Genomic DNA, 23797 nt, shown 5'->3' on the forward strand with positions numbered 1-23797 from the left:
CCAGTCCCGGACTCACACCTCCCGACCGACGTCACCTCCGATCGGTGTCTTTGCGGGGGTCTTCAGTCTTATCCGTGTCCGTGGTCTGGCCGGAGCTGTGGCGCAGGTTCGCTGCCTGCTCGATGTCTTGCTGCTCCTTCTTTTCGTCTTTGCGGATCTTGGTGTCGTCCCGCACAGGGAGCTGGATGTCGCGTTCGGCCTCGATCCCGGCCATCAGTTGACGGGAGCGTTCGAGCTCTGCGTCGACCTCGGCCCCGAACAGCAACGCGAGGTTAGTGATCCACAGCCACAGCAGGAAGATCACCACTCCGGCGAACGACCCGTAGGTACTGCCGTAGTTGGAGAAGTTGACGATGTAGAGACCGAAAGCGAGCGAGATCAGGATCCAGACTAGGATCGCGATGCCAGCGCCGACGCTGATCCAGCGGAATTTCGGCTGCTGCACGTTCGGGGTGGTGTAGTACAGGATCGCCACGATCAACATCACCAAGACGAGGATGACGGGCCACTTGGCGATGCTCCAGACAGTCAAAGCGGTGGAGCCCAGCCCAATCAGGTCGCCGATCGCCTGCGCTGCAGGTCCGGACAACACCAGCATCAAGGCCACAAGCACCACGAGCAGGACCATGACCAAGGTGATCACGAGCATCAGGGGACGAAGCTTCCAGATGGGTCGCCCCTCGCCGATCTCATAGACACGGTTCATCGCCCGGCTGAAAGCCGTGACGTAGCCCGAGGCGGACCACAAGGCGGTGGCCAAACCCAGGATGAGAGCCAGCCCGGCCCCGGGTGAGGTTGCTAGGGAGCGGACGATGGGTTCCAGGGTCTGGGATCCGGAACTGCCCAGGACCTGCTTCAGTACCGGCATGACTGCGTCGATGGTGGTCTGGCTCTGACCGACGAGTCCCAGCAGGGAGAAGATCGCGATCAGCGCCGGGAAGATGGCCAGCACTGCGTAGTAGGTCAGCGCGGCCGCCAAGTCCGTGCACTGGTCGTCCAAGAACTCCCGGACGGCTTTGCGGCCGGTGAATTTCCAGCCCGCGCTGGTGATCTTCGCGGGGCTGTCCGCTTTGGCGTCGTCTTCCGGGTGCGGTGCCTTGCCGTGGTCCTCATCGCCGGTGAGGGCCCGAGCATTCACCGGCGCCACCACCAGATCGCCCCGGCCACGGCAGCCACGCCGGCCACGAGCGCGAGCATCTGTGCGGCGAGGACCGCCAGTTCGATGTTTTGGGGCTGCTGGGCTCCCCTCTTGAGGTCTTGGACTCGGTTAAGGCCTTGGCCCTTGAGGTCGTTGACCTGGCGCTTGGCCCGCTTCTTCACGTCCAGGCGGTCGGTCAACTCATTGACGGTGATGCCCAGGTCTTCGCGGTGTCGGGCGATGTCCGCTTCGATCTTGGCCGGATCGGTACTGTCCGACTCGGTGGGTGTCGACGCACTAGTGACGGGCTCGTTGGATTCATTCGTGCTCACGGCTGCTCGCTTCCTTGACCTGGGTGACATCACGTTGCACATTCGCCATGGCGCGCTCGGGTTTTAGTGGTCCGACCTGCTCGACCTGCTTCTTGCCCAGCAAGGACACCACCCCGGCGGCGATCAGCAGTAGCGACGCCACGATCAGGGCCGCGGCCCACGCCGGCAGGATGAGCGCCAAAGCCAAGATGGCGGTCGTTACCAACGCGGCTGCGCCAAAGAACGCGAGCAAACCCCCGGCGCCGAACATGCCCAGTCCCGCACCGGCATGCTTGGCCTTGGCGCTGAGTTCGGCCGTCGCCAGTCGCATCTCATCGCGAATCAATGTGCTGGTCTGTTCGCTCAACCGGGAGATCAACTCGCCGGTCGAAGCGCCGCGGGGTGGCGGTTCCATCTGCTCAGCCACGACCATGACCGCCTGGGACGTCGCTCACCCCTGGCTCCGGACCGGAGGTCGGGGGCGGCCAGGGGTCGTCGTGGTCCATGTCTGGGGCGGATGGGAAGTCGTCACCCATGGTGTGGTCTGGGGTCCTGTCCTTGCCGTCCTGAGATGTCCTGCTTATCGAGTCGGGCAAGTGCTCCTTGACCTGTCCGGGCACCTGTTTGGCTTGCTCTTGGACCTTCTTGGCTTGCTTCTGCACCGTCGGGTCGGTCCACAACGCCAGTGCGCGATCGCGCAACTGGTCGTAGCGTTCCCGGCCCGCTCGAGTGCCGAGGACGTACCCGGCCCCGAACGCCACTGTCATGGTGATCTTGTTCATCGTCTGCTCCAGTCTCTTCGAGAGCCCAGGACGGGACATTGGTGGTGCTTCCGCGCTTGCCCCGGGGTGCGTACCTTGTAAACTTACAAGTGAAGACGCCCCCTTCACAACCTTCTTCTTCGTGTTGGCGGTACCCGAACTCAGCACACCGACAGCAACGAGGAGCACGCCATCATGAGCGACAAGCTGTGGAGTCTGGCCACTACCGGCGCGGCCATCGGCGGCGGGATCATGGCGAGGAAAGTCATCGAAAAGGGGTGGGCGCTCGTTACCGACGGCACCGTTCCAGACAACCCGGAAAGCCCGGAGGTCAACTGGGGTGAGGCCATCGCCTTCGCGCTGATCTCAGGCGCGGTCGTGCAACTGGCCAGGGTCATGATCAATCACAAGTCCACGCAGGCCTATGCCAAGAGGAAGGGCCGTCTGCCGGAGTCCGTGGCTGCCTGAGACCTATTGTCGTCTCTTGACCCAGGCCAGGTGCTGGCCTAGTCCGGTGTCGCCCCCTCGGTGAGCGAGACCGGGAGACTGCGTACGTGGTCGCCGCTGGCCAGTAGGTCAGAGGCTGAAGTTGCCAGCGAGGTTGGCCAGATCGGTCGGGCTTAGTCCCAGATTCTCCAGCACGCCTTGGTGTTGACCGGTGTGCACGTCGTCCGGCAGGTCTGCGTCCGCCTGCTGCGCCTTCTCGTCCTCTCCACGGCTCTTGAGCAGGTCAACGATCTTCTGCTTGTCAATCTGCATCAGAGAACTCCTTGTGGGCAATGGGCCCAGCACACGCTATTGCTTACATCGTAAACTTATCTGATCGGCGGGGTAGCAGCAAAGGACCTTATAGGTCCGCGATGATGGGTACGTCAGCACCTGTGGAAAGGACAGCCATGAACACCGTCCCTGACCCGCCCAGAGATTCGCGCCCACGCTTGGACCGGGATCTGATCGTGCAGACAGCGATCACCTCGATCGACACGCACGGCGTTCAGGGACTGACGATGCGCCGCGTGGGACAAGACCTCGGCGTCGCAGCAATGTCCTTGTACCGCTATGTCTCCGGACGCGAGGCCCTGCTGGAGGCGGTCGTGGAGAAACTCATGGATGGTGTCGCCGCCCACGCGGACGCGGTCGGGTTCACGTCGTGGCAGGGGTACTTGCAAGTGCTGGCCAATGAAGTCCGCCGGGTGGCCCAAGCCCATCCTGCCGCGTTCCCGTTAGTCGCTTCCCGGCACCCAGCAACACCGTGGCTGCGCCCGCCGTTGCGCAGCATCGAGCTGGTCGAGCACTTCCTGGCCACGCTCAGCGACTTCGGCTTCGATGACATCAGGGCCGTGGATGCTTACAAGGCCTTCACCACGTTCTTGATCGGTTCCCTGCTACTGGAGGTCGCTGCACATGGGGAGGACATCCTCTCCGTGGATGAAACGCTCAACGAAGGTGAAGCCGCCATCCCCGAACAGGACGCCTACTTCGACCTCCAGCAGGCCCCCCATGTGTGCCGCATGCAGGACCGACTCAGTCAAGACACCACCGCGCAAGAGTTCGAGATCGGCCTAGAGGCCCTCATCGACAGAATTGAGCGCTCGGTCTCCCAATAGACAGCCCACGGCAGCATCTCTGGCCTGGGCGTTGTCCTGCTGCGTGCACGCAGCGTCACTGTTCCCCCTCTCGACCCGGTCGTCGTGGAAGCAGGTCAGCACGACCGCCTCGAGTGTGCGCACGCCCAACCGTCGCAGACAGCCTTGTGGTGCTCCACGCAGACGGTGGGATGGGCTAACCGTCGGCGATGTCGGTCCACTCCGGGCGCGTTGACGGGAATGGACCGAATGCGGGATTTCCACACCGGGACAGCGCGAAGGAGAACCAAGGCATGGCAGTCAAGCCCACGTCGTTAAACGAGATTCGCAAGCGGGCCGCGAAATTCACCGCGGAGTGGCGCCTGAACGGGCGAAGAGAAACAGCAGGCCCAGTCATTCGTGCGCGAACTACTCATGGTCTACGGGATGACCGACTGCAAGGCGGCCCTGTATGAGAAGCGCGCCAAACGATCCTCGACGGCCGTCGAGACGTCCAAGGGCCGCGCCGGTTCGGTCAGCGCTGCAGCAGCTCGGCTGCCATGGACAGTCCTGCTTCGTGTTCCGGCTGGATGATGCGGGTGACGCCGAGTCGGTCCAGCGCCTCGTAGTGCTGGCGTGATCCCGCCTTGGCCCACACGTCACGGACCCCCAGCTCGCTGAGGGCCGTGGCGGCCATCAGCGATGCCGCGACGTCGGTCATCCCGAGGACGACGAGGGTGTCGGGGGTGATCTCCAGCTGCCTGAGGGTCTCCTCGTCGCGTGCCTCGGCGATCGCGAGGTGGCGGATGTCCTCCTTGAGGTTTTCCACCACGAACTCGTCGACGTCCACGCCGAGGACGCGCTGCCCATTCTGCTCCAGGCGCAGCGCGAGGGCGGAGCCGAAGCGGCCTAGGCCGATGACGGCGATGTCGTACTTAGCCAACGAGGAGCCTTTCGGTGGGGACCTCGAAGCGTCGAGGTCGGTGGCGCAACGCCAGGGCGGCGCCGAGGGTGATCGGCCCGAGTCGGCCGCGGAGAATGCCGGGGGGTCTGCCGCGGGGCCCGCTCTCGTCGCCCATGTCGTCCCGGCGGCACGCGACGCACCAACCAGGAGTGATGCCGGGCGTCACGGCTGCGACCGGGGGCTGGACAGACGAACCCGGCTCGGTGACGTCAGGTTGTGAGCCGCCGAGAACGAGCGATGAGGGGCCACGACGTCGAGAAGCAGCGCAGATTGCACACGACACGTCGCCTACATTTCACAGGGCCCTCCTTCCGGATGGCGTCGTGCAAAGTGGCGCGGCGGAGCTACCACTTGACCATCGCGGGGCCACGGCCGCTGGCCCCCTTGGTCCCGCAAAGAGATCCCCTACTGGACTCGCTGAAGGATGGTTCATCGGACGGGATCGATCGTTCAGGTGAGGTCTTTCCTCACGTTCTGCAGCCGGAGTCTCCAGAAGCAGGGATCTTGTCGCTTGAGTCTTCGCCGGATCGAAAGCAGATGCCTGCCGAGTACCAAACCCTTAAGCGTTTTGTTCGCGTTGGGATCGTCAACCGCGACACCACGCCCAGTGCGACCGCTCACCGATTCGATGTGGCTTTCGCCGTTATATGGCGGGGTTCTGTCGACGCTCTGTGGCGGCATCTGCTCATGGCGATACACGCGAGCACCGGTCTGGTCACAGATAGCGGCAGACGGTCGTGGTGTCGCATTTGGTGGGGTCGCTGGTGGTGGCACTGTGGTGAAGGTGCGCGACGGTGTGTCGCAGTGCTTGCAGGTCGGCGATTTGGCGGTCCAGGTCGCCCAGGTGGGCTTCGAGCAGGGCGTGCACGTGCTGGCAGGGTGCGACTCCGGCGTCGCGGATGTCGAGGATCTCGCGAATCTGGGCCAGGGTGAGCCCAGCGGTGCGGCCGCGGCGAACGAAGTCCAGGCGCGCCAGGGCCGCAGGGGTGTAGTCGCGGTATCCGTTGGCGGTGCGCTCAGGCGCAGGTAGTAGGCCGGCTTCTTCGTAGAAGCGCAGCGTCTTGGTTGTGGTGCCGCTGGCCACGGCCAACTCACCGATGCGCACAGTGGCCCCTTTCTCGGCTCTCGTCCATGTTCGCCTTGACCTTCCCCTGCGCTGGAACGTCCACTATGGACGCTGAAGAGGGGTCACGCGAAGGAAGGTGGGCAAATGGGTGTGGACTACGACGTCGATCTGGCCGTGATCGGCTCAGGAGGCGCGGCGATGTCCGCCGCCATCGCGGCCAGCCAGGCCGGTAAGAGCGTCGTGCTGGTTGAGCGCGGTGTTCTGGGCGGGACGTGCGTGAACATCGGCTGCGTGCCGTCCAAGACGCTCCTGGCGGCCGCCGGGGCCCGGCACGCCGCGCTCACCAATCCCTTCAAAGGTGCCCCAACGTCAGCCGCACCGGTGAACCTCGGCGATCTGGTGGCCCAGAAGGACGCACTCATCGAGCGCCTGCGTGATGCGAAGTACGCCGATGTGGCCGCTGCCTACGGCTTCCAGGTCCGCCCAGGCCAGGCCAGCTTCCTGGACGGGGACACCCTGGCCGTCGACGGCCAGGCGCTGCGGGCCCGGGCCTATCTGGTCGCCACCGGTGCTACCCCCGCCATCCCGGAGGTGGTCGGTCTCGACTCTGTGGACCGGCTGACGTCCACCACCGCGATGCAGCTGACCGAGCTGCCTGAGTCCCTGGTCGTTATCGGTGGCGGGTACGTCGGGATGGAGCAGGCCCAGCTGTTCGCTCACCTCGGCACCCGGGTCTCTGTGGTCGGGCGTCTGGCGCCGCACGCCGAGCCGGAGCTGGCCCAGAGACTTCGGGAAGTCTTCACCGACGACGGCATCACCGTGGTCGAAGAGCGCGCGACCACTGTGGCCCGCGAACCATGCCCCGCAGGAGAGGTGGTGGTGACCACGGACTCGGGCGAACAGGTGCGCGGCGCGCAGGTCCTGGTGGCCACCGGACGCCTGCCCCGCACCGACGGCCTGAACCTGGCCGCTGCCGGTGTGGACGTGGACGAGCGCGGCTTCGTCGTGGTCGACCAGACCCAGCGCACCTCCAACCCGCGCGTCTGGGCCGCCGGTGACGTCTCGGGGGCTCCCCAGTACGTCTACGCCGCCGCCGCCGGCGGTCGGGCCGCCGCGCTCAACGCCCTGACCGAGGACAGGTACCCGCCGGCAGCTCGGGTCGACTACGCCGGCTTTCCTGCGGTCGTGTTCACCCGGCCCCAGCTGGCCTCGGCGGGGTTGACCGAGGACGAGGCCCTCACCCGAGGGCACGCGTGCGACTGCCGCGTCCTGGACCTGTCCGATGTCCCCCGGGCGCTCGTCCAGCACGACACCCGCGGGGCGGTGAAGCTCGTCGCCGACGCCGTGAGCGGCAAGGTTCTGGGCGTGCACGCTCTGGCGGACGGGGCCGGGGAGATCATGCTGGCGGCCACCTACGCCATCAAAAGCGGCATGACCGTCGACGATCTGGCCGACACCTGGGCGCCGTACCTGACCATGAGCGAAAGCCTGCGCATCGTGGCCGGCCTCTTCCGAAACCAGATGCCGACGTCATGCTGCGCCTGAAACCCGCGGCCCCAGCGGGGTGGACGAGGGCTCCCGCGGCGGCCCGCCTGGCGCCGTGAATGTGCCTTAAAAACCTACAGGTTGATGAGACACGATCTAACGTCGCTGCCGAGGACCGAGCTCTCGCGGTTCTGCGGCTGCAGGCGTGTCTCGGAAAAGTGTCTCGACGAGAAACGTCTCAGACGACATCACCGGAAGGGTTTCTGAGGCAGGATGGGTGGGTGAGACTTCTGGGGTATACGAGGATCAGCACGGCCAGTCAGGACGCGCAGTTGCAGTTGGACGCGCTGACCACGGCCGGGGTCGAGGCTCGGGACGTTTTCTCGGACGTCACCTCGGGCAGCAAGAACGCAGCGCAACGTCCAGGGATGCGCCGACTCCTGGAGTACGCCACCGCTGGAGACACGGTCGTGGTCTGGCGAGTGGACCGGCTGGGACGCTCACTGATCGACGTGCTGAACACGGTGACCTTGCTGCGCGAGTCCGGCATCGGCATCCGCTCCATCCAAGACGGCATCGACCCAGCCACCACCAGTGGACGGCTGATGCTGAACATGCTCGCCACCTTGGCTGAATACGAGCGGGAGCTGATCACAGAACGGGTCAATGCCGGCATCGCCGCAGCCAAAGCCTCCGGCACCCAGTTCGGGCGACCCCGCGTGGAGCCAGCCGTGATCGCCGAGAAGCTCGCGATCGTCAACGACGCACGCGCCAAAGGACGCACCGCCACAGACGCGGCCCGACTCGTGGGCTGGTCCCGCGCCACGTTCTACCGCCACAACGCCACCGCCCAGTCACAGGACTCCTGACCGCGCCAGATACCCGCCAGGCTGAATATCAACGAGCCATCGGCCTTTGACAGCCAGTAGCGCCGACCACCTTGGCTGGACGCGACATCATGCCGCACGGCCTCAGCGGCGGAGTGTGCCCAACCAGAATCTTCGTATCTTAGATAGAAATCGCGTTGCTCCAATTTAGAGCGCTTCTCGACACCAGCGACGACCGTTCACCGACCCGCAGCGCGCAGGACTGTTGCTTTAGACCCGCCCGCACTAAAATCGCACTAATGCCCATCTACTGCGACTAGGGAGGTCCAGTGCTCATCGGATACGCGCGGGTCTCGACTGAGCGGCAAGACCTTGCCTCACAGATCGAAGGCCTGACCCGCCTCGGCGTCAACCGGGAGCGGATCTACACCGACAAGCGCACCGGGCGATCCATGAAGAACCGCCCGGGGCTTGAGCAGGCGATCACTGCCCTTCGCCCCGACGACGTGCTAGTGGTGACGAAGCTGGACCGCCTCGCGCGCTCGGTGCCCGACGCTCGCGACCTCGTAGGGCAGATCTACGAGCAGGGCGCTGCCCTCCAGTTGGACAGGTCCGTGCACGATCCGGCTGATCCGGTTGGGAAGTTCCTCTTCAACGCGCTGGCGATGGTCGCCGAGTTCGAGGCCGACCTGAACCGGCAGCGCACCCTCGAGGGAATCGCGATCGCTCGAGCGCAAGGGCGGATGCGCGGGAAGCCGCCTAAGTTGAACGAGCGGCGCACGAAGAAGCTGCTCGAGGAGTATGAGGCCGGTGACGCGACCGTGGCCCAGCTCGCCGAGGACTACGCGGTATCGAGAGCAACCGTGTACCGAACCGTCAAGAGAGCCAAGGCAGAGAGGGGCTCCCTATGACCAAGCCTTGCACTGTCGCCGGACAGTGGCGCGATCAGAAGTAGTGAAGTAGTCCCGGCCAGCGAAAGTGCGCTGACCGGCCACCATCAAGATGGGAGCTCGACATGAACGACAACAGTCCCCCCAGTGGCGCCACCACTCCTCTCCGGCCAGCTACGTGGAACGACAAGTATCTCAATACCCTTATCTCGCTCGTTGATACCGCCACCGAACCCGTGGCGACAGGGGAGCACGCGGTGACTCTCCAAACCTCAGGTGGATTGATCACCGGAACCCTTGTCCCTCAGTGGCAATACGCCCAGAACCTCGTGCCTGCTCCCCCCGACGCAGGACCACCGTTCGAGCCGTACGGTAGAGACGCCAAGGACTACGCCCATCGCGGGCGCAAGTTCCAGGACGGCCGCGCGGCAGACGTCGAACTCTCCGATGAGGAGAGGGCCTTCCTCGACGAGGATTCGCCGTCCGAGTACTTCCTTACCTTGGGCTGGGCGCGGTTCCTCTTCCACCCCTCTAACCACACGTCCGAGTCGTGGATTCGCGTCCGCCGCGACGACATCATCGCGTGGCACCCCGGCACCTTGGAGGTGTCTCAGTGACCACCGTGTACCGCACGATCAAGCGCGTCAAGGCGCAGGCGGAGGGCACTTCATGATCGCAGCACTCACGGCGGTGGCGGCACTCATTGCTGCGCTGGCCGCAGCCTGGCAAGTCAATCTCCTTCGGAAGCAGATGCGCGACGACGCCCGACCGTTCGTTGTGGTGGACGTTGTCCCGAGTTTGCATGGCCCGGGGGCATGGGACCTCACTCTGCACAGCACAGGGAGGTCGATGGCCCACAAGGTGGGGGTCTCCACCGAGCCAGCGGCATGGGAGCCGTACGACGATGAGGACCACATCACTGAGCACCTGACCGCGTATCTGGGACGCAAACGCGATCTACCGCCAGGAGCACGTCATCGCCTCATGTGGCGATACGAACGGCGCAAGGAAAAGACGGGGGAGCTGTCGGCGGTCGCCGGGGCGCCGGCCATCGCCATCGTGACAGTGACGTACCAAGACGATAAGGGCAAGTGTTACGACTCCTCCCTATCGTTCGACCTGGACGTCCTCGGTGCAATCACTCCGGTCCCTTTCGAAGGACAGCGGATGACATCCGGGTCCGACCAAGAATTGAAGAACATCGACCGGGCGATCCGAACTGTTAGCCAGCACGTGGGCGAGCTTCGACGATGAGCGATGAATGCCGGTGGACTGCCAAGGTGGCCATCCAGAGGTAGACGAGAAGGCCAAACAACCCGACGACGAGATGTCAGGACGTGGTGTCCGATGTACGACCGATCGAACTGGAACCCAGCCCGACCGCACCAACCGTATCTGTCCTTCAGAGAAGAGAGTGCATTACGGATCACCCCATCCCCGACCGGCGACCGAAGGGTGTCACGGCGCGAGGGAGACCGTGGCTCCGCGCTCGACGAGCCGGAGCTCACCGGGGGGATCGACCGCTCGCCACCGGGCCACGAAATCGCTCAACGGTGACCGGAAGACGGTGTAGTCGTCGTAGTGCACCGGCACTGTCACGGCGGGCTCGAGGAGGTCGACCAACGAGATGCCCTGCTCGGCGTCCATGGTCACCAGCAGCCCGAGCGCACGTGTGCCCCCGAGGTGGATGACCATCGCGTCGAGCGGACCGAACCGATCAGTGACCTCACGCAGCCACGGTCGATACAGCGTGTCCCCGGTGATGTAGACCCGCAGCGACCGCGCGGCGCCCGCGACGTGATGCTCAAGCACACTGCCCATGACCGGCGGCAACAACCATGATGCCCATCCGGGTGTGTGCTCCCCCGGGGCAGAGTGCACTGTGAGCGTCTCGCCGGCTTTGACCAGCTCACGTGACTGCCACGTCGCCATCGCCTCAGCCCCGGCAAACCCCCATGACTGCAGCCGCCGGGCCGCATGCGGGGTCGTCAGGACGGGCAGCGAGGTGTCAAGACTGCGCCGTGCGATCCGATCGAAATGGTCACCATGCAGGTGAGAAAGCACCACCGCGTCCAAGCTGGGAAGATCCTCGGGACCGAGCGCGGGCTCGGTCACCCGCTTCGAGAAAAGCCCTTTGCCCAGATAGGCACGCTGTCCGTGATGGAGGAAATTCGGATCGGTGAGCAGAGTGAACTCCCCCAACCGGACCAGCGAGGTCGCTGTGCCGATGAACTCCAGGGTCGCAGTGGCCATGGACTCCTCCTGGTCGACGATCCGTCTCGCACCCCTGCAGGCACCGCCTGCTGATAGAGCACTCCACGTGGTTCCCTCTCCGACGCGAACAGTCTATCCATGAGACCGCGAGACCGCACGGCTGAGGACGAGTCGGGCTCAACCCTTGGGGGTGGTCACGGCGACAGCTTCGCCGACGACAGGTTAGAGAGCAGGTCCGACAGTCCAGTCCGAGCAACGCGGTCGAGTAGGTGGCCAGGACTAGCGCAGCTGTTCGGACATAGAAGGGCCAAGCCACCGTCGCACTAGTGTCGGTGGCGTCGTCTACCTTGAGATACGGCCGGATGGGCCGCCTACGTCGAAGGGACCCACATGGCAGTCGGGGACGTCATCCAGATCGCGGCCATACTCGTTGCTGCTGGCGCATCGATCGTAGCCTGATCATCGCCTCGATGGACCGCAGGAACGCAATCAAGATCGCTGAGGATGACCGCCAGGCCGCGGCGGATCAGGCACGGCTGCTCGCCGAGCTGGAGGCAGCCATCAGACTGTCCGTCTTGGAGGCCCGGGGCGGGCACACCGATCCCATCATCAGCAAAGACATGGGAGCCGAGACACTCGCCTTGATCGCGATGCTCGGGCCCGACAGAGTGCCCGAGATGTGGAAACGCCGCGTGGAAAAGTCAGACGAGGAGCTTCGTGCCTTCATTGCCAACGAGGACGAGCCTGAGTTCCTCCGCGACGCTGTCGAGGCTGAGCGTGCCGTCTACGACATTCTGAAGGACCTACGCAGATCCCACCGGGGCATGTCTGCTGGTCGATGATCAGCACGGGTGGGGAGGGCAACGTGATAGCCGCGGCCGTAGTGCACATCGCTCGCCAGGGGGCTCTTGTCAAGCCAGGCGAGTCTCAGTGACCACAACGAAGGGAGAAGGCATGGGGCAGGGCAGCGAGAGCCGCGGCGCGGCAGACGAGGCGCGCCTCACCAAGGAAGCGCGGGAGTGGCTTCACTCGCAACCGGGATACCGCCCGGGCATGAAGCAGATGACTGCCACTCACACCGACGAGGACATTGCCGCTGCGAAGCAAGGGCATCGGGAGGATGAGTCTCAGTGACCACGCCGACGTTTGAAGTCGTTGAGGCTGACTTCGAGGATCATGCGTTGGTGGCGTTCCTGCGGGAGCACCTGGACGACATCGCTCCGACAGCGCCCGATGAAAGCCAGCACGCGTTGGATGTAGACGCCCTGCGCGACCCCAGCGTTCAAATGTGGGTTGCAGTTGAAGATGAAGATGTCATCGGAACTGTCGCCCTGGCGGCGATGGCCGAGGGTCACGAGGAACTGAAGAGCATGAGGACTGCGCCGGCTCGGCGCGGAGCAGGCGTCGCGTCCCGGTTGCTTGGCCACGCACTTCACGATGCGCGATTGCGGGGTGTGAAGAGGGTGTCGCTGGAGACTGGGAGTCAGGCCTTCTTCGCTCCAGCCCGAGCCTTCTATCGCAAAGCCGGCTTCACTGATTGCGAACCGTTCGGGACGTACGAGGACGATCCGAACAGTGTGTTCATGACTTTGGTGCTCGAGGAATCCAGTGCCGAGTCCCAGGGAGGCATGGAGGTGTCTCAGTGAGCACGGGCGGGGACGGCAATGTGATCAAGGCGGAGGATCTTGAGGTGGCCGACACTCAGCTGTCTTCGCTGCTGAGCAAGTGCGAGGCCGTCTTGAGGGGGGACGTCGCTCAGTCCTTCGCGGCAGACCCTGATGACCAACAGGGTGTCAGCGTTGCGCACGGCGCTCGAGCTCGTCCGCCAGGCGAAGGCACGAGGGGCAGTCTCAGTGACCACAGCAGCAGCGGCAGCGCGAGCAGCCCCACCCCGCGGAAGAAGTAGTAGGCGACGAGCAGCCACCGCGGGTCGAAGACGTCGGTGAGCCAGCCGGACGCGATCGTCCCGACGATGTCGAAGATGCCCACGAGCGCGAGCAGCCAGGCGGCCGTCGTCTGCGACATGCCGTGGTCGTGCGCCGACGGGATGAAGTGGATGCCGATGAGCCCGTTGGTCGTCGCGCCGCAGATCGCGAAGGCGAGCGCGAGGGCCCAAAAAGCCTTGTGCCGCGCCGCGAACCGCAGCCCGTCGATCGCCCGGCCCATCGCGCCGCCGGTCACCTCTGCCGGCGGCACCCAGGTCCGCGGGTCGGCGCCGAAGGGGAGGACCCCCCGGTCGTGCGGGTGGTCCCGCATGACGAGCCAGGCGATGGGCGCGACGGCGAGCGCGGCGACCGCGATGACGAGCGAGCCGGGGCGCCAGCCGACGTCCTCCGCCAGTGCCGCGACGGGCGGCAGGAAGATCAGCTGCCCCGTGGCGGAGCCGGCGGTGAGGACGCCCATGACCAGCCCCCTTCGCGCCACGAACCAGCGGTTGGCGACGGTCGCGGCGAGGACGAGGGCCATCGAGCCGGTGCCGGTCCCGATGAGCACGCCCCAGAAGACGTGCAGCTGCCACGACGCCGTCATGAGCGTGCTGCCGCCGGCGCCGAGCGCGACGAGGGTGAGCGCGCCGGCGATGATCTGCCGCATGCCGAAGCGGCCCTCAGGGCCGCGGCGAAGGGGGCGACGAGACCGTAGAGCAAGAGGTTGATCCCGACCGAGAGCGACATCGTGCTCATCGACCAGCCGAACTCCTCGTGGAGCGGCACCATGAGCGCACCGGGCGCGGCGCGGAAGCCGGCGGCCCCGAGCAGCGTGAGGAAGGCGACGGCCGCGACCTACCACGCGGGGTGGATGCGGGGAGGCGTCGAGGTGGCCGACCGGGCCATCGAGGCATCACTTCTCTGAAGAGAGTTTGCAGTCGGAGACTACCCCCACAAGATGGGCCCATGAGCCTCGTCATCCGCCCCCGCGCCGACGCAGACCTACCCGCCCTCGGGCGCGCCCTCGTCGAGCAGCAGCCCGCCTCGCGCTACCCCCACCGCGATCCGCTGCCGATGCCGGCAGAGGACTTCGTCGCCCGGCCCGGCGCGCTCGCCACGTGGACCGCGGAGCTCGACGGCGAGCCCGTCGGCCACGTCGCGGTCCTCCCGGTCCGCCCCGACGGTCACGAGCCCGAGCTGGCGCGGCTGTGGAGCGCCGGTCACGGCCTGCCGACGGAGCGCCTCGGCGAGATCGGGGTGTACTTCACCTCCACCGCTGCCCGTGGCCGAGGCGTCGGCTCGGCCCTCATGCGCACCGCCCTCGACGACCTCGCCGAGCGTGGCCTCGCGCCCTGCCTCGACGTCGTCCCCTTCGGCGTCGCGGCCGACTACTACCTGCGGACGGGGTGGGTCGAGGTCGGACGCACCCGGCCGTCGTGGCTCGGGGACGATGCCCCCGACGTCGTCGCGATGATCCTCCCGGCAGGCTCCTGACCGCCCCGGGCCGCCGTGCCACCACGAGGGAGCAGACTGGCCGCATGACTGCACCCCGCGCCGTCCTCGTCACCGGAGCCTCTCGCGGCATCGGTCGCGCCATCGCGAGCGCCTTTGCCCACCAAGGTGATCGGGTCGCGGTGCACGTCCGCTCCGCGGTGGACGAAGGGGAGGCCACCCGCGACTCCCTCCCCGGCGAGGGGCACGCCCTCGTCGTCGGCGACCTGGGCGACGCGGACCAGGCCGCGGGCCTGCCGGCGGCAGCCGAGGAGGCCCTCGGCGCACCGGTCACGGTGCTCGTCAACAACGCGGGCATCGCGACGACACCGGCGCTCACCCACCCACCCGCGACGACGGATCCCCTTGCGTGGCAACGCAGCTGGGAGGACTACCTGCGGATCAACACCCTCGGCACGGCGCTCGTCACGCACGCGATGACCCGCCGGCTCGTCGAGCTCGGGCTGCCGGGCCGCGTCATCACCATCGGCACCCGCGGCGTCCACCGCGGCGAGCCGGAGTACCCGGCCTACGCGGCGTCGAAGGCGGCACTGCACTCGATGGACGCCTCGCTCGCCGTCGCACTCGCCCCGCACGGCATCGCGGTCGCGACCGTGGCGCCCGGCTTCGTCGACACCGAGAGGGTGGCGGATCGGTTGGATTCCCCTGCGGGAAAAGCGATCCGGGCGGACTCCCCCTTCGGCCGGGTGGGGCGACCGGAGGAGGTGGCGTCGGCTGTGCTCTGGCTCGCCTCGCCCGACGCGCAGTGGGCGTCCGGGGCGACGCTCGACCTCAACGGCGCCTCGCACCTGCGGCCATGACGCGCTACGTCGCCCTGCTGCGCGGGATCGCGCCGGCGCTGCCCCACAACTCGAATGCCGAGCTGCGGGCGGTCCACGAAGGGCTCGGCCTGCAGCGGGTCGGCTCCGTGCTCGCCAGCGGCAACATCGTCTTCGAGACCGACGAGACCGATGGGCCGCAACTGGAGCGGCGGATCCAGGAGGCGCTCGTCGGCCAGCTCGGCATCGGGGGCGGCACGATCATCCGCTCTCTGGAGGAGCTGCGAGGGCTGCTCGAGCGCGATCCCTTCGACGGGCTGGAGCACGGACGCGGTACCTACCTCGTCACGACCTTCCTCAAGGACGGCGCGCCGGCACCCACCGAGATCCCCGACGATCCTGATCCCAGGGTGCGGGTCGTCGGCTTCGACGAGGAGGCGCGGGCCTTCCTCGCCGTCCTCGACAACGGCGACCCGGGCAAGACGCCCGACGTCATGCGCTGGCTCGACCGGACCTACGGCAAGGACATCACCACCCGGACATGGCTCACCGTGCAGCGGATCGTGCGCAAGCTCGAGTCGCTCTGAGAGCGGGCGCCGGGCGCGAGACACCGCCGGGTGCAAGGATCGAGGCGTGCCCGAGACGCTCACGACCGACCGGCTGACGTTGCGGACCTTCGTCGACGAGGACGCGGACGCGCTCTTCGACCTGCACTCGCGCCCCGAGGTGCAGCGGTGGATCGGCGACGGCCAGCCGATGACGGACGTCGGCGAAGCCCGCGCGTCGGTCCCCCGCCGACGCGGCGTGCCCTACCCGCCGCCCCAGGGCATCTGGGCGATCGACCTCGAGGAGCGCTTCGTCGGCACGCTGCTGCTCAAGCCGATCCCGATCAGCGGCTCGGCCCTCGCGGCGGACCCGCGCAACCCGGAGCTGGCCCTCGACAGTCCCGAGGTCGAGATCGGCTGGCACCTGCACCCCGACGTGTGGGGCCGCGGCATCGCGACCGAAGCCGCCACCCGCGTGCTCGGCCACGCCTCCGGCCTCCCCCGCGTCGTCGCCGTCACCCACCCGGACAACGAGGCCTCCCAGCGGGTCGCCCGTCGCCTGGGCATGCGCGACGAGGGGCTCACGGACCGCTACTACGACACGACGACGCGACTCTTCGTCCTCGAGCGCTGACCCCGGCGCTGCTCGTGCGAGGCTCGACGCCATGACCGACCTCGATCTGCGCGCGATCGGGGAGGGACTCCCCTTCGCCGAGACGCTCGACGACCTGCGGGCGGCGGTCACGACCCGGGGCGTCGCGGTCGTCCAGGCCCCGCCGGGGTCCGGCAAGACGACACTGGCGCCCCCGCTCGTCGCCGACTGCGTCGACGGAAGGGTCGTCGTCACCGGCCCCCGGCGGGTCACGGTGCGTGCGGCGGCGCGACGGCTGGCCCACCTGACCGGCACGCAGGTCGGTGACCTCGTCGGCCACACCGTCCGCGGCGAGCGCCGCGTCGGGCCGCGCACGCGGGTGGAGTTCGTGACCCCGGGGGTGCTCGTCCGTCGGCTGCTCGCCGACCCCGAGCTCACCGGCACGGCCGCCGTCGTCCTCGACGAGGTCCACGAGCGAGCCCTCGACACCGACCTGCTGCTCGGGATGCTCGCCGAGGTGCGCCAGCTGCGGGAGCTGCCGCTCGTCGCGATGTCGGCCACCCTCGACGCCCCGGGCATCGCCGCACTGCTCGGCGACGACGACGGTCCGGCCCCACTCGTCGACAGCGAGGGCGCGCTGCACCCGCTCGAGGTCCTCTGGGAGCCGAGCACGGGCCCGCGGACCGACGCGCGGGGTGTCACCCGGGACTTCCTCGAGCACGTCGCGAGGGTGACCGCACGGCACCACGAGCCCGACCACCACACCCTCGTCTTCGTCCCCGGAGCCCGGGAGGTCGACCAAGTCGTCGAGCTGCTCGGCCGTCTCGTCCCCGGCGCCGAGGTCCTCCCGCTCCACGGCCGCCTTGCCCCGCGCGAGCAGGACCGCGCGATCGGCGGTGAGCCCACCACGAGCGGTGGCCGCATCGTCGTCTCCACCGATCTCGCCGAGTCCTCGCTCACCGTTCCCGGAGTGCGGCTGGTCGTCGACGCGGCCCTCTCCCGCGAGCCCCGCCGTGACGCCGCCCGTGACATGTCCGGGCTGGTCACCGTGCAGGCATCCCGGGCCTCGATGACCCAGCGCGCCGGCCGGGCCGCGCGCCTGGGCCCCGGCCGTGCCGTGCGGCTCGTCGAGGAGTCCGTCTGGTCCCGCGCTCCCGAGCACGTCACCCCGCAGATCACGACGGCCGACCTCACCGAGACGGCCCTGACCCTGGCGGCCTGGGGCTCGCCCCGCGGCGAGGGCATGGCGCTCCTGACACCACCCCCGACGGCCGGCATCGACGCGGCCGAGACCACCCTGCGCGGGCTCGGCCTCGTCGACGACGGCGGACGGATTACCGACGACGGGTTCGCCGCGACGCGCATCCCCGCCGACCCTCGGCTCGCCCGCGCCCTGCTCGACGGCGCCACCCTCGTGGGCACCACCGCGGCCGCCGAGGTGGTCGCGACCCTCGCCGACGACCTGCGCAGCGACGACGGCGACCTCGACCGGCTGCTCGCCGACCTGCGCTCCGGGCGCTCCCGCGACGCCAGCCGGTGGCGCCGCGAGGCCGACCGCCTCGCGCGGCTGGTCCCAGCCGGCGAGCACCGACGCCCCGGCAACGATGCCCGTGCCGGCGACCGGCACGTCTCCGGCGCCGGACTGGTCACCGCCCTCGCCCACCCCGGCCGGATCGCCCGACGCGTCGGCGACGGCCCCGCCTATCTCCTCGCCTCGGGCACCCGCGCGGCCCTGCCCGCCGGGAGCCCGATGCGTCACGACGAGTGGCTTGTCGTCGCCGACGTCGCCCGCGCCGACGGCCGCGTCGCGGCCGGCACCGGCGCGGTCATCCGGCTCGCCGCAGCCCTCACCCGCGACGAGGCGGAGACCGCTGGCGCCGGGCTGCGGGTCCGCGAGGTCCGCGCCGACCTGGGCGAAGGCTCCCTGAGGCGCGACGGTGGAGCCTCGAAGGGGAGGGTCACCGCCCGCGAGGTCGACGCCCTCGGCGCCATCGAGCTCTCCTCGACGCCGATCCGGGCTGACCCGGCGACCGGGGCCGACGCGGTACGGCGCGCACTCGTCACCCGCGGCCTCGACCTGCTCACCTGGTCACCCGCCGCCGACGCCCTGCGTCGACGCCTCGCCGTGCTCCACCACCACCTCGGCGACCCGTGGCCCGAGGTCTCGGACGACGCACTGGCGGCGCGACTCGAGCAGTGGCTCGGCCCCGAGCTGCAGCGCGTGGCGACGGGCACTCCCTTCGCCCGCATCGACCTGACCGACCCCCTGCGCCGGCTGCTCCCCTGGCCCGAGGCGACCCGGCTCGACGAGCTCGCCCCCCGAGCGCCTGCCGGTCCCGAGCGGGTCGACGGCCACGATCACCTGGCCGCCGCACGACGAGCCTTCTGCCGCACCGGTGCTCGCGGTCAAGCTGCAGGAGTGCTTCGGCCTCGGCGAGACGCCGCGGCTCCTCGACGGCCGCGTGCCGGTGCTCTTCCACCTGCTTTCCCCGGCCCGACGGCTCCTCGCTGTGACCGACGACCTCGCCTCCTTCTGGTCCGGGCCCTACGCCCAGGTGCGGGCTGAGATGCGCGGCCGCTATCCCAAGCACCCGTGGCCGGAGGACCCGTGGACCGCCCCGGCGACGGCCCGCACGAAGCGCCGGACCTGAGCCCCGGCGTCAGCGACGGTCGGTGAGCCGCAGGTGGTACCCGTCAGGGTCGTGCACCCGGAAGTCGGTCAGCACCCACGGGCGGTCGGTGAGGTCCTCGGCGAACTCGACGCCTGCGGCCACGAGCCGGTCACGCTCGGCCTGCACGGCGTCGACGACGAGCACGATCTCGGTCCCGCTCCGCACGTGGCGGTGCTCCGCCGCGCGGGCCGGCGAACGGCACGACATGCACCAAGACGACCTGTTGTGCTCGGCCGGTCCAATCGGCTCACGCCAGCAGGGTCCGGATCGCCTGCCGATAGCCGGGCGCCACGACCCGGGCGGCGAGCGCTTCGACCCACCGCAGTCGCGCTGGCAGCCACGGCAGCTGCACCGTCTGGCGCCAGACGACGCGCGAGCCGTGACGAAGGGGGGCCACCGTTACCTCGATCCGCCCGCCGACGACCCGGCCGACCTTGACCACGGTCGCGGACTCCGGCGGGGCCCACGTCTCGACCCGCATGACGTCGTCGAAGCCGAGCGGCCCCAGCGCGGTCCTGCCGGTGAAGCCGGCCCCCGCCCCCATCCGGGTCGCCGGCGGGTTGGGCGTCACCGTCGTCAGCGGGATGACCGCCGTGTGCCGATCAAGGTCCCACAGCCGCGCCCACGTCTCGGCGGGCGCGTGCTCGGTCTCGGCGGACACGACGAAGCTCGACCTCATGCGGTGATCAGCCCCCGCAGGTACGCCGCCTGCCCGACGTGCTGGGTGTCGTCGTTGACGACGCTCACCAGCCGCGCCCCGAGCGTGACCGGCGGATCCCACGAGGTGTCGACGACGCGGTCGAGGTCGTCCTCGTCCAGCCCGGCGACCCACGTCACCGTCTGGTCGTGCACGGCCTCGACGTAGCGGGCGAGCAGCTCGGCACTGGCGACGACCTTGCCCACCTGCGCACTCGTGTGCCCGTAGCCGGTGTCGTCCTCGTCCAGGTCGAGGTCGAAGAACTCGATGAAACCTCGGGCAGCCCAGACCTGCTGAAGACCGGCGACGTCGGCCACGTGGTCGTCCTGGACGCGATAGGCGTGCCAGACCAGCCACGCGATCGGGTTGGCGTCGGGCGCGACGCGGTGCGTCAGCTGTTCCTCAGTGAGACCGTCGATGGCGGCCAGCGCGCTCTCGCGCACCCGGCCGAAGCAGTCGATGAGCAGTTGTGCAGGAGTCATGCCCCCGACGCTACGCCCCGGTCGCGGCGCTCAGCAGCCGTCGGGCCCGCAGACGTCGCCGGACTGCACGACCTGCACGGCCGGGGTCCGCTCGGCGAGCGCCTTGTCCACGACCTCGCGGAAGACCTCGGGCGGCTGGGCCCCGGAGACGGCGTACTTCATGTCGATGACGACGAAGGGGACACCCGTCACCCCGATCTGCCGCGCCATGTCGATGTCGGCCGCGACCGCGGCCTCGTAGCGGCCGTCCTCGAGGGAGGCGCGGACCTCCCCTTCGTCCAGACCGGCGGCCACTCCCACCCGGACGAGCGCGTCGACGTCACCGATGTCGAGGCCGTGCTCGAAGTGACCGGACAGCAGGCCCTCCTTGACGGCATCGGCGACCCCACGCTCCTTGGCGAGGTGGAGCAGCTGGTGGGCGCGCGCGGAGTTGGCGACGACCAGGCGGTCGAAGTCGTAGGCGAGGCCTTCGCCGGCGGCCTGCTCGGCGACGTGGCCGAACATCTGCCGCACCTGCTCGACGGGCATGCCCTTGCGGGAGGCGAGGTACTCGGCCTCGGTGCCGTCGTAGTGCTCGGGCAGGCTCGGGTCGAGCTGGTAGCTGTGCCAGGCGACGGTGATCTCGTCGCGCTGCGGGTGGTCGGTCAGGGCGGTCTCGAGGCGCCGCTTGCCGATGTAGCACCAGGGGCAGGCGATGTCGGACCAGATGTCGATCTGCATGTCGGGGGGCAACGCGCGGAGCGCGCCGGATCATCCCGCGGGTGCCGCCAGGGTCTCGCGGGCCCGCGACCACGGGAGGATCGCGAGGGCGCTGACGAGTCCGCTGAGCGCGAAGGCCCACTGCCAGCCCCAGAGGTCGGCGACCGCACCGATGACGACGGGCCCACCGATGCCGCCCGCGTCCTGGCACATCTGGAAGGCGGCGAGCACCTTGCCCCCGGACCGGCCGTTGCCGACGACGTCGGCGACGGTGGCCTGCTGCGCCGGGTTGAGCAGGCCGGCGCCGGCGGCGAGCACGGTCGTCAGGACGAGGATGCCGACGAGGCCTCCGGCGAGTCCCATGGCGCCCATGCCGACGGCGCTCAGGCCGAGGCCGACGAGGATGGGTCGGCGGCGGCCGAGCGTGTCGGCGATCCGACCGGAGAACTGCAGGGTGATGGCGGTCGCGGCCGCACCTGCGGCGAGGGCGACGGCGGCGGCCCACGTCTCCCCCACGACCGCGACGGCGAAGAGCGGCAGGATCGCCACGCGCACGCCGAAGTTGGTCCACCCGTTGGCGAAGGCCGACACCAGGGCGGCGCGGTAGGCGCTGTCGCCGAGGGCCTCGCGCACGGTCATCGGCGGCAGTGCGCCCTGCAGCGGGTCGGCGCGAAGGGGGGTCCCCCGCAGCATGGTCGCGACGAGGGCCGCGGCGAGCAGCAGCGCGACGCCGTAGACGAGGAAGGGCACCCGCATCCCGAGCTCGCCCAGGGCGCCGCCGATGACGGGGCCGATGACCCCGCCGATGAGGAAGGCACTGCCGTACATCGACGAGACGCGGCCGCGGATGAGTGGCGGGGCCATGCGCACGAGCAGGGCCATCGCCGAGACGGTGAACATCGTCGACCCGATGCCGCCGAGCGAGCGGAAGATCAGCAGCTGCCAGTACGACTGGGCAAAGGCCGAGGCGCCCGTGGACAGGGCGACGATGACCAGCCCGAGGATGTAGACGGGCCGCTCCCCGAGCCGCGTGACGAGAGCACCGCCCGCAGGGGCGAAGAGCAGACGGAAGAAGGCGAAGGCCGAGACGATGACGGAGGCGGCGGTGACGCCGACGTCGAAGCTCTGGGCGAACTGCGGCAGGACCGGGGTGATGAGGCCGAAGCCCACGGCGATGACGAAGGCCGCGGCGACAAGTGCCTTGATCTCGGCCGGGACGGACGGCCGCTCCTGCGCGGGGCGGGCGGGGGTGCTCACCCGCCGTACTGTGCCACCCCACCCCGATGACCGCCCTCGAGGCTCGACCGATGGCCCAGGTGACGAGGTAGGCGGCGACCAGACCCCCGGTCATCGCCGCGGCGAACTGCAGGAGGAAGGGGTTGCCGAAGGGGTCGAGGAGTCGGCCGAGGACGACGTCGACCAGGCCCTGCGGGTTGGTCACCACGTCCCAGGAGTTGAAGCGGGGGAAGCGGCCGAGGTAGACGCCGAGGGAGGTCAGGGCCAGGGAGCCGATGGCGAGCGCCCAGCCTGCGGCCGTCCCCATCCGGGCGGCGACGATCCGGTGCACGAGCAGCAACGAGGCGAGCCCCAGCAGCAGCCCCGTCCCGGCGAAGGAGCCGATGAGCAGGGCGTCGAACCACAGTGGGGCGCCGTGCATCCAGTCGAGGTGGATGAAGTCCGTGATGATGTACGGCGCATTGGGCAGGAAGAGCAGCCACACGACGCCGACGGGGGCGAGCAGCCACCCGGGGGCCCGGAGCCGGTCCAGCCCGGTCATCGCGAGCGCGAGGAGGAAGGGGATCCACGCGAGGAAGAGGTTCCAGAAGAGGAAGGTGAAGACGGCCCCCGTCTGATCCGTGCGCACGTACTGCAGCGCCGCGGCGACGAGGGTGCCGGCGACGGGGAGCAGGGTGAGCCCGGCCAGCCAACGCCCGGGGTGAGATGTCGGAGCCATCCCACGACGGTAGGCCGCCCACCTTGGGGATCTCTGGACGAGACCCCACCGCTGGCTGAGGAGCTGGGTCCCACGCGCCGCGTGGGCGGAACGAGCGTCTCGAAGCCACGACCGTGTGCCCCCCGCTCCCGGCGAGGAGGGCCGGCGCGCTGCCGACGTCCTTCGTCCTCGTGTGGGCGCCTTGTCGTTCTCGACGTCGGCTTGACGCTGCACCGACCCTCCTCGCCCGTCCGCTCCGTCCCCCTTCGCCCGCTTCGCAGTAGGTCCCCGGTGGCAGGCTGGTCCCATGGCCGACCTCAAGACCGCCCTGCACGACCACCTGCGCGCCCAGCGGGCGGCGCTGCTGCTCAAGCTCGAGGGGCTGAGCGAGCGGGAGGCGCGGCTGCCCCGGACGCCGACCGGGACCAACCTGCTGGGCCTGTACAAGCATGCGGCGGCGTGCGAGCTGGGCTACTTCGGCGAGACCTTCGGTCGGCCGAGCGACCTGGCGCTCCCGTGGGAGGCCGAGGGGGTGGACCCGGACGACAACGAGGACATGTTTGCGACCGAGGGCGAGTCGATGGCCGACGTGCTCGCCTGGAGCGCGGCCTGCTTCGCCCACGCCGACATCCTGCGCGAGCACGTCGACGGTCGGGTCGGGCTGCGCTCCGAGGGCAACAACCTGCCGGAGTGGGACGAAGGGCGCTGGGCCCGGTACGTCGAGCGCCTCACCCGCATCGCCGACGAGCGCGCCTGAGCCC

Annotated in this window: 29 protein-coding genes and 3 pseudogenes; 17 read left to right on the forward strand and 15 right to left on the reverse strand. The window is 68.8% G+C overall.

Annotation, left to right across the window (positions count from 1 at the left end; translation table 11 throughout):
• Positions 1-31: 31 nt before the first annotated feature.
• The 4 genes from B277_RS12370 to B277_RS12385 are packed head-to-tail and all read right to left on the reverse strand — an operon-like array spanning position 32 to position 2231.
• Positions 32-1138, reverse strand: a complete 1107-nt coding sequence (locus B277_RS12370) for a YihY/virulence factor BrkB family protein (RefSeq protein WP_051988046.1) — start codon at positions 1136-1138, stop codon at positions 32-34.
• Complete coding sequence (locus tag B277_RS12375) at positions 1135-1470, reverse strand: DUF3618 domain-containing protein (protein WP_007928743.1); 336 nt, start codon at positions 1468-1470, stop codon at positions 1135-1137. Before B277_RS12375 ends, B277_RS12370 begins: the two co-directional genes overlap by 4 nt.
• A complete protein-coding gene (locus B277_RS12380; protein ID WP_007928748.1) occupies positions 1457-1882 on the reverse strand; it encodes a phage holin family protein in 426 nt (141 codons plus the stop codon). The genes B277_RS12375 and B277_RS12380 overlap by 14 nt, the downstream gene beginning before the upstream one ends.
• A complete protein-coding gene (locus B277_RS12385) occupies positions 1869-2231 on the reverse strand; it encodes a hypothetical protein (protein WP_007928751.1) in 363 nt (120 codons plus the stop codon). The genes B277_RS12380 and B277_RS12385 overlap by 14 nt, the downstream gene beginning before the upstream one ends.
• A gap of 174 nt (positions 2232-2405) precedes the next feature.
• On the opposite strand from B277_RS12385, the gene B277_RS12390 reads away from it, so the two are divergent.
• On the forward strand, positions 2406-2678 hold the full coding sequence (locus B277_RS12390) for a DUF4235 domain-containing protein (protein WP_007928752.1): 273 nt from the start codon (positions 2406-2408) through the stop codon (positions 2676-2678).
• A 108-nt stretch (positions 2679-2786) separates the two neighbouring features.
• On the opposite strand, the gene B277_RS12395 is transcribed toward B277_RS12390, so the two are convergent.
• Positions 2787-2969: a hypothetical protein gene (locus B277_RS12395; RefSeq protein WP_007928753.1), complete on the reverse strand. Its 183-nt coding sequence runs from the start codon at positions 2967-2969 to the stop codon at positions 2787-2789.
• Between the two features lie 137 nt (positions 2970-3106).
• On the opposite strand from B277_RS12395, the gene B277_RS12400 reads away from it, so the two are divergent.
• Positions 3107-3817, forward strand: a complete 711-nt coding sequence (locus B277_RS12400; protein WP_007928754.1) for a TetR/AcrR family transcriptional regulator C-terminal domain-containing protein — start codon at positions 3107-3109, stop codon at positions 3815-3817.
• A 493-nt stretch (positions 3818-4310) separates the two neighbouring features.
• Here the strand turns inward: B277_RS12400 and B277_RS12405 are convergent, their stop codons facing one another.
• Together B277_RS12405 and B277_RS12410 are read right to left on the reverse strand one after the other, a co-directional pair.
• Positions 4311-4718, reverse strand: a complete 408-nt coding sequence (locus B277_RS12405) for a potassium channel family protein (protein ID WP_007928755.1) — start codon at positions 4716-4718, stop codon at positions 4311-4313.
• 736 nt (positions 4719-5454) lie between these two features.
• Entirely contained in the window at positions 5455-5844 is a 390-nt protein-coding gene (locus B277_RS12410; RefSeq protein WP_007928756.1) for a heavy metal-responsive transcriptional regulator, read from the reverse strand.
• A gap of 105 nt (positions 5845-5949) precedes the next feature.
• Here B277_RS12410 and merA point away from each other — a divergent pair, with 105 nt between their 5' ends.
• From merA to B277_RS12435, 5 genes are all read left to right on the forward strand, one after another.
• Positions 5950-7350: a mercury(II) reductase gene (gene merA, locus B277_RS12415; protein WP_007928757.1), complete on the forward strand. Its 1401-nt coding sequence runs from the start codon at positions 5950-5952 to the stop codon at positions 7348-7350.
• A gap of 221 nt (positions 7351-7571) precedes the next feature.
• Positions 7572-8159, forward strand: coding sequence for a recombinase family protein (locus B277_RS12420; RefSeq protein ID WP_007928758.1), 588 nt, complete (start codon positions 7572-7574; stop codon positions 8157-8159).
• 287 nt (positions 8160-8446) lie between these two features.
• Positions 8447-9028 (forward strand): recombinase family protein, encoded by a 582-nt coding sequence (locus B277_RS12425; protein WP_007928759.1) that lies wholly within the window; start codon positions 8447-8449, stop codon positions 9026-9028.
• A 104-nt stretch (positions 9029-9132) separates the two neighbouring features.
• A complete protein-coding gene (locus B277_RS12430) occupies positions 9133-9624 on the forward strand; it encodes a hypothetical protein (protein WP_128276991.1) in 492 nt (163 codons plus the stop codon).
• 52 nt (positions 9625-9676) lie between these two features.
• Positions 9677-10261 (forward strand): hypothetical protein, encoded by a 585-nt coding sequence (locus B277_RS12435; RefSeq protein WP_007928762.1) that lies wholly within the window; start codon positions 9677-9679, stop codon positions 10259-10261.
• 204 nt (positions 10262-10465) lie between these two features.
• Here the strand turns inward: B277_RS12435 and B277_RS12440 are convergent, their stop codons facing one another.
• A complete protein-coding gene (locus B277_RS12440; RefSeq protein ID WP_007928766.1) occupies positions 10466-11260 on the reverse strand; it encodes an MBL fold metallo-hydrolase in 795 nt (264 codons plus the stop codon).
• A gap of 431 nt (positions 11261-11691) precedes the next feature.
• On the opposite strand from B277_RS12440, the gene B277_RS12445 reads away from it, so the two are divergent.
• The 3 genes from B277_RS12445 (at position 11692) to B277_RS12455 (ending at position 12867) form a co-directional block, all read left to right on the forward strand.
• A complete protein-coding gene (locus B277_RS12445) occupies positions 11692-12063 on the forward strand; it encodes a hypothetical protein (RefSeq protein ID WP_007928768.1) in 372 nt (123 codons plus the stop codon).
• A 112-nt stretch (positions 12064-12175) separates the two neighbouring features.
• The gene (locus tag B277_RS12450) at positions 12176-12355 is read left to right on the forward strand and encodes a hypothetical protein (RefSeq protein ID WP_040881499.1); all 180 of its coding nucleotides are present in this window, start codon (positions 12176-12178) and stop codon (positions 12353-12355) included.
• Positions 12352-12867: a GNAT family N-acetyltransferase gene (locus B277_RS12455; RefSeq protein WP_007928769.1), complete on the forward strand. Its 516-nt coding sequence runs from the start codon at positions 12352-12354 to the stop codon at positions 12865-12867. Before B277_RS12450 ends, B277_RS12455 begins: the two co-directional genes overlap by 4 nt.
• A gap of 214 nt (positions 12868-13081) precedes the next feature.
• On the opposite strand, the pseudogene B277_RS12460 reads toward B277_RS12455, so the two are convergent.
• Positions 13082-13977, reverse strand: a pseudogene (locus B277_RS12460) (MFS transporter); the annotation flags it as partial.
• Here B277_RS12460 and B277_RS19165 point away from each other — a divergent pair.
• The 6 genes and pseudogenes from B277_RS19165 (at position 13934) to hrpB (ending at position 19204) form a co-directional block, all read left to right on the forward strand.
• The gene (locus B277_RS19165) at positions 13934-14071 is read left to right on the forward strand and encodes a hypothetical protein (RefSeq protein WP_238148089.1); all 138 of its coding nucleotides are present in this window, start codon (positions 13934-13936) and stop codon (positions 14069-14071) included. The pseudogene B277_RS12460 and the gene B277_RS19165 sit on opposite strands and share 44 nt — an antisense overlap.
• A 41-nt stretch (positions 14072-14112) precedes the next feature.
• A complete protein-coding gene (locus tag B277_RS12465; protein WP_007928774.1) occupies positions 14113-14640 on the forward strand; it encodes a GNAT family N-acetyltransferase in 528 nt (175 codons plus the stop codon).
• A gap of 44 nt (positions 14641-14684) precedes the next feature.
• A complete protein-coding gene (locus B277_RS12470) occupies positions 14685-15458 on the forward strand; it encodes an SDR family NAD(P)-dependent oxidoreductase (protein ID WP_007928775.1) in 774 nt (257 codons plus the stop codon).
• Positions 15455-16003: a DUF1697 domain-containing protein gene (locus B277_RS12475; protein ID WP_007928776.1), complete on the forward strand. Its 549-nt coding sequence runs from the start codon at positions 15455-15457 to the stop codon at positions 16001-16003. Before B277_RS12470 ends, B277_RS12475 begins: the two co-directional genes overlap by 4 nt.
• Positions 16004-16049: 46 nt before the next feature.
• Positions 16050-16595, forward strand: a complete 546-nt coding sequence (locus B277_RS12480; RefSeq protein WP_007928777.1) for a GNAT family N-acetyltransferase — start codon at positions 16050-16052, stop codon at positions 16593-16595.
• A 31-nt stretch (positions 16596-16626) separates the two neighbouring features.
• Positions 16627-19204, forward strand: a pseudogene (gene hrpB / locus B277_RS12485) (ATP-dependent helicase HrpB).
• Between the two features lie 9 nt (positions 19205-19213).
• On the opposite strand, the gene B277_RS12490 reads toward hrpB, so the two are convergent.
• The 6 genes and pseudogenes from B277_RS12490 to B277_RS20360 all read right to left on the reverse strand — a co-directional run.
• Positions 19214-19390, reverse strand: coding sequence for a VOC family protein (locus B277_RS12490; RefSeq protein WP_156811789.1), 177 nt, complete (start codon positions 19388-19390; stop codon positions 19214-19216).
• Between the two features lie 82 nt (positions 19391-19472).
• Positions 19473-19904: a hypothetical protein gene (locus tag B277_RS12495; RefSeq protein ID WP_007928779.1), complete on the reverse strand. Its 432-nt coding sequence runs from the start codon at positions 19902-19904 to the stop codon at positions 19473-19475.
• The gene (locus B277_RS12500) at positions 19901-20404 is read right to left on the reverse strand and encodes a mycothiol transferase (RefSeq protein ID WP_040881501.1); all 504 of its coding nucleotides are present in this window, start codon (positions 20402-20404) and stop codon (positions 19901-19903) included. Before B277_RS12500 ends, B277_RS12495 begins: the two co-directional genes overlap by 4 nt.
• Before the next feature lie 30 nt (positions 20405-20434).
• Positions 20435-21124, reverse strand: a complete 690-nt coding sequence (locus tag B277_RS12505) for a DsbA family oxidoreductase (RefSeq protein ID WP_040881502.1) — start codon at positions 21122-21124, stop codon at positions 20435-20437.
• Between the two features lie 30 nt (positions 21125-21154).
• Positions 21155-22360 (reverse strand): MFS transporter, encoded by a 1206-nt coding sequence (locus tag B277_RS12510; RefSeq protein ID WP_007928784.1) that lies wholly within the window; start codon positions 22358-22360, stop codon positions 21155-21157.
• Positions 22361-22559: 199 nt separating this feature from the next.
• A pseudogene (locus B277_RS20360) lies at positions 22560-23345 on the reverse strand (DUF1361 domain-containing protein); the annotation flags it as partial.
• Here B277_RS20360 and B277_RS12520 point away from each other — a divergent pair.
• On the forward strand, positions 23344-23793 hold the full coding sequence (locus tag B277_RS12520; protein WP_007928786.1) for a mycothiol transferase: 450 nt from the start codon (positions 23344-23346) through the stop codon (positions 23791-23793). The pseudogene B277_RS20360 and the gene B277_RS12520 sit on opposite strands and share 2 nt — an antisense overlap.
• Positions 23794-23797 lie beyond the last annotated feature (4 nt).

Origin of the sequence: Janibacter hoylei PVAS-1, assembly GCF_000297495.1 — a bacterium.
Taxonomy (GTDB): domain Bacteria; phylum Actinomycetota; class Actinomycetes; order Actinomycetales; family Dermatophilaceae; genus Janibacter; species Janibacter hoylei.

Coding starts and splice junctions, on each gene's coding strand:
- B277_RS12465 (WP_007928774.1), top strand. CDS start 14,113: ATGAGCCTCGTCATCCGCCCCCGCGCCGACGCAGACCTACCCGCCCTC.
- B277_RS12450 (WP_040881499.1), top strand. CDS start 12,176: ATGGGGCAGGGCAGCGAGAGCCGCGGCGCGGCAGACGAGGCGCGCCTC.
- B277_RS12435 (WP_007928762.1), top strand. CDS start 9,677: ATGATCGCAGCACTCACGGCGGTGGCGGCACTCATTGCTGCGCTGGCC.
- B277_RS12440 (WP_007928766.1), bottom strand. CDS start 11,260: ATGGCCACTGCGACCCTGGAGTTCATCGGCACAGCGACCTCGCTGGTC.
- B277_RS12430 (WP_128276991.1), top strand. CDS start 9,133: ATGAACGACAACAGTCCCCCCAGTGGCGCCACCACTCCTCTCCGGCCA.
- B277_RS12385 (WP_007928751.1), bottom strand. CDS start 2,231: ATGAACAAGATCACCATGACAGTGGCGTTCGGGGCCGGGTACGTCCTC.
- B277_RS12520 (WP_007928786.1), top strand. CDS start 23,344: ATGGCCGACCTCAAGACCGCCCTGCACGACCACCTGCGCGCCCAGCGG.
- B277_RS12500 (WP_040881501.1), bottom strand. CDS start 20,404: ATGACTCCTGCACAACTGCTCATCGACTGCTTCGGCCGGGTGCGCGAG.
- B277_RS12400 (WP_007928754.1), top strand. CDS start 3,107: ATGAACACCGTCCCTGACCCGCCCAGAGATTCGCGCCCACGCTTGGAC.
- B277_RS12470 (WP_007928775.1), top strand. CDS start 14,685: ATGACTGCACCCCGCGCCGTCCTCGTCACCGGAGCCTCTCGCGGCATC.
- B277_RS12445 (WP_007928768.1), top strand. CDS start 11,692: ATGGACCGCAGGAACGCAATCAAGATCGCTGAGGATGACCGCCAGGCC.
- B277_RS12505 (WP_040881502.1), bottom strand. CDS start 21,124: ATGCAGATCGACATCTGGTCCGACATCGCCTGCCCCTGGTGCTACATC.
- B277_RS12495 (WP_007928779.1), bottom strand. CDS start 19,904: ATGAGGTCGAGCTTCGTCGTGTCCGCCGAGACCGAGCACGCGCCCGCC.
- B277_RS12395 (WP_007928753.1), bottom strand. CDS start 2,969: ATGCAGATTGACAAGCAGAAGATCGTTGACCTGCTCAAGAGCCGTGGA.
- merA (WP_007928757.1), top strand. CDS start 5,950: ATGGGTGTGGACTACGACGTCGATCTGGCCGTGATCGGCTCAGGAGGC.
- B277_RS19165 (WP_238148089.1), top strand. CDS start 13,934: ATGAGCGCACCGGGCGCGGCGCGGAAGCCGGCGGCCCCGAGCAGCGTG.
- B277_RS12475 (WP_007928776.1), top strand. CDS start 15,455: ATGACGCGCTACGTCGCCCTGCTGCGCGGGATCGCGCCGGCGCTGCCC.
- B277_RS12390 (WP_007928752.1), top strand. CDS start 2,406: ATGAGCGACAAGCTGTGGAGTCTGGCCACTACCGGCGCGGCCATCGGC.
- B277_RS12380 (WP_007928748.1), bottom strand. CDS start 1,882: ATGGTCGTGGCTGAGCAGATGGAACCGCCACCCCGCGGCGCTTCGACC.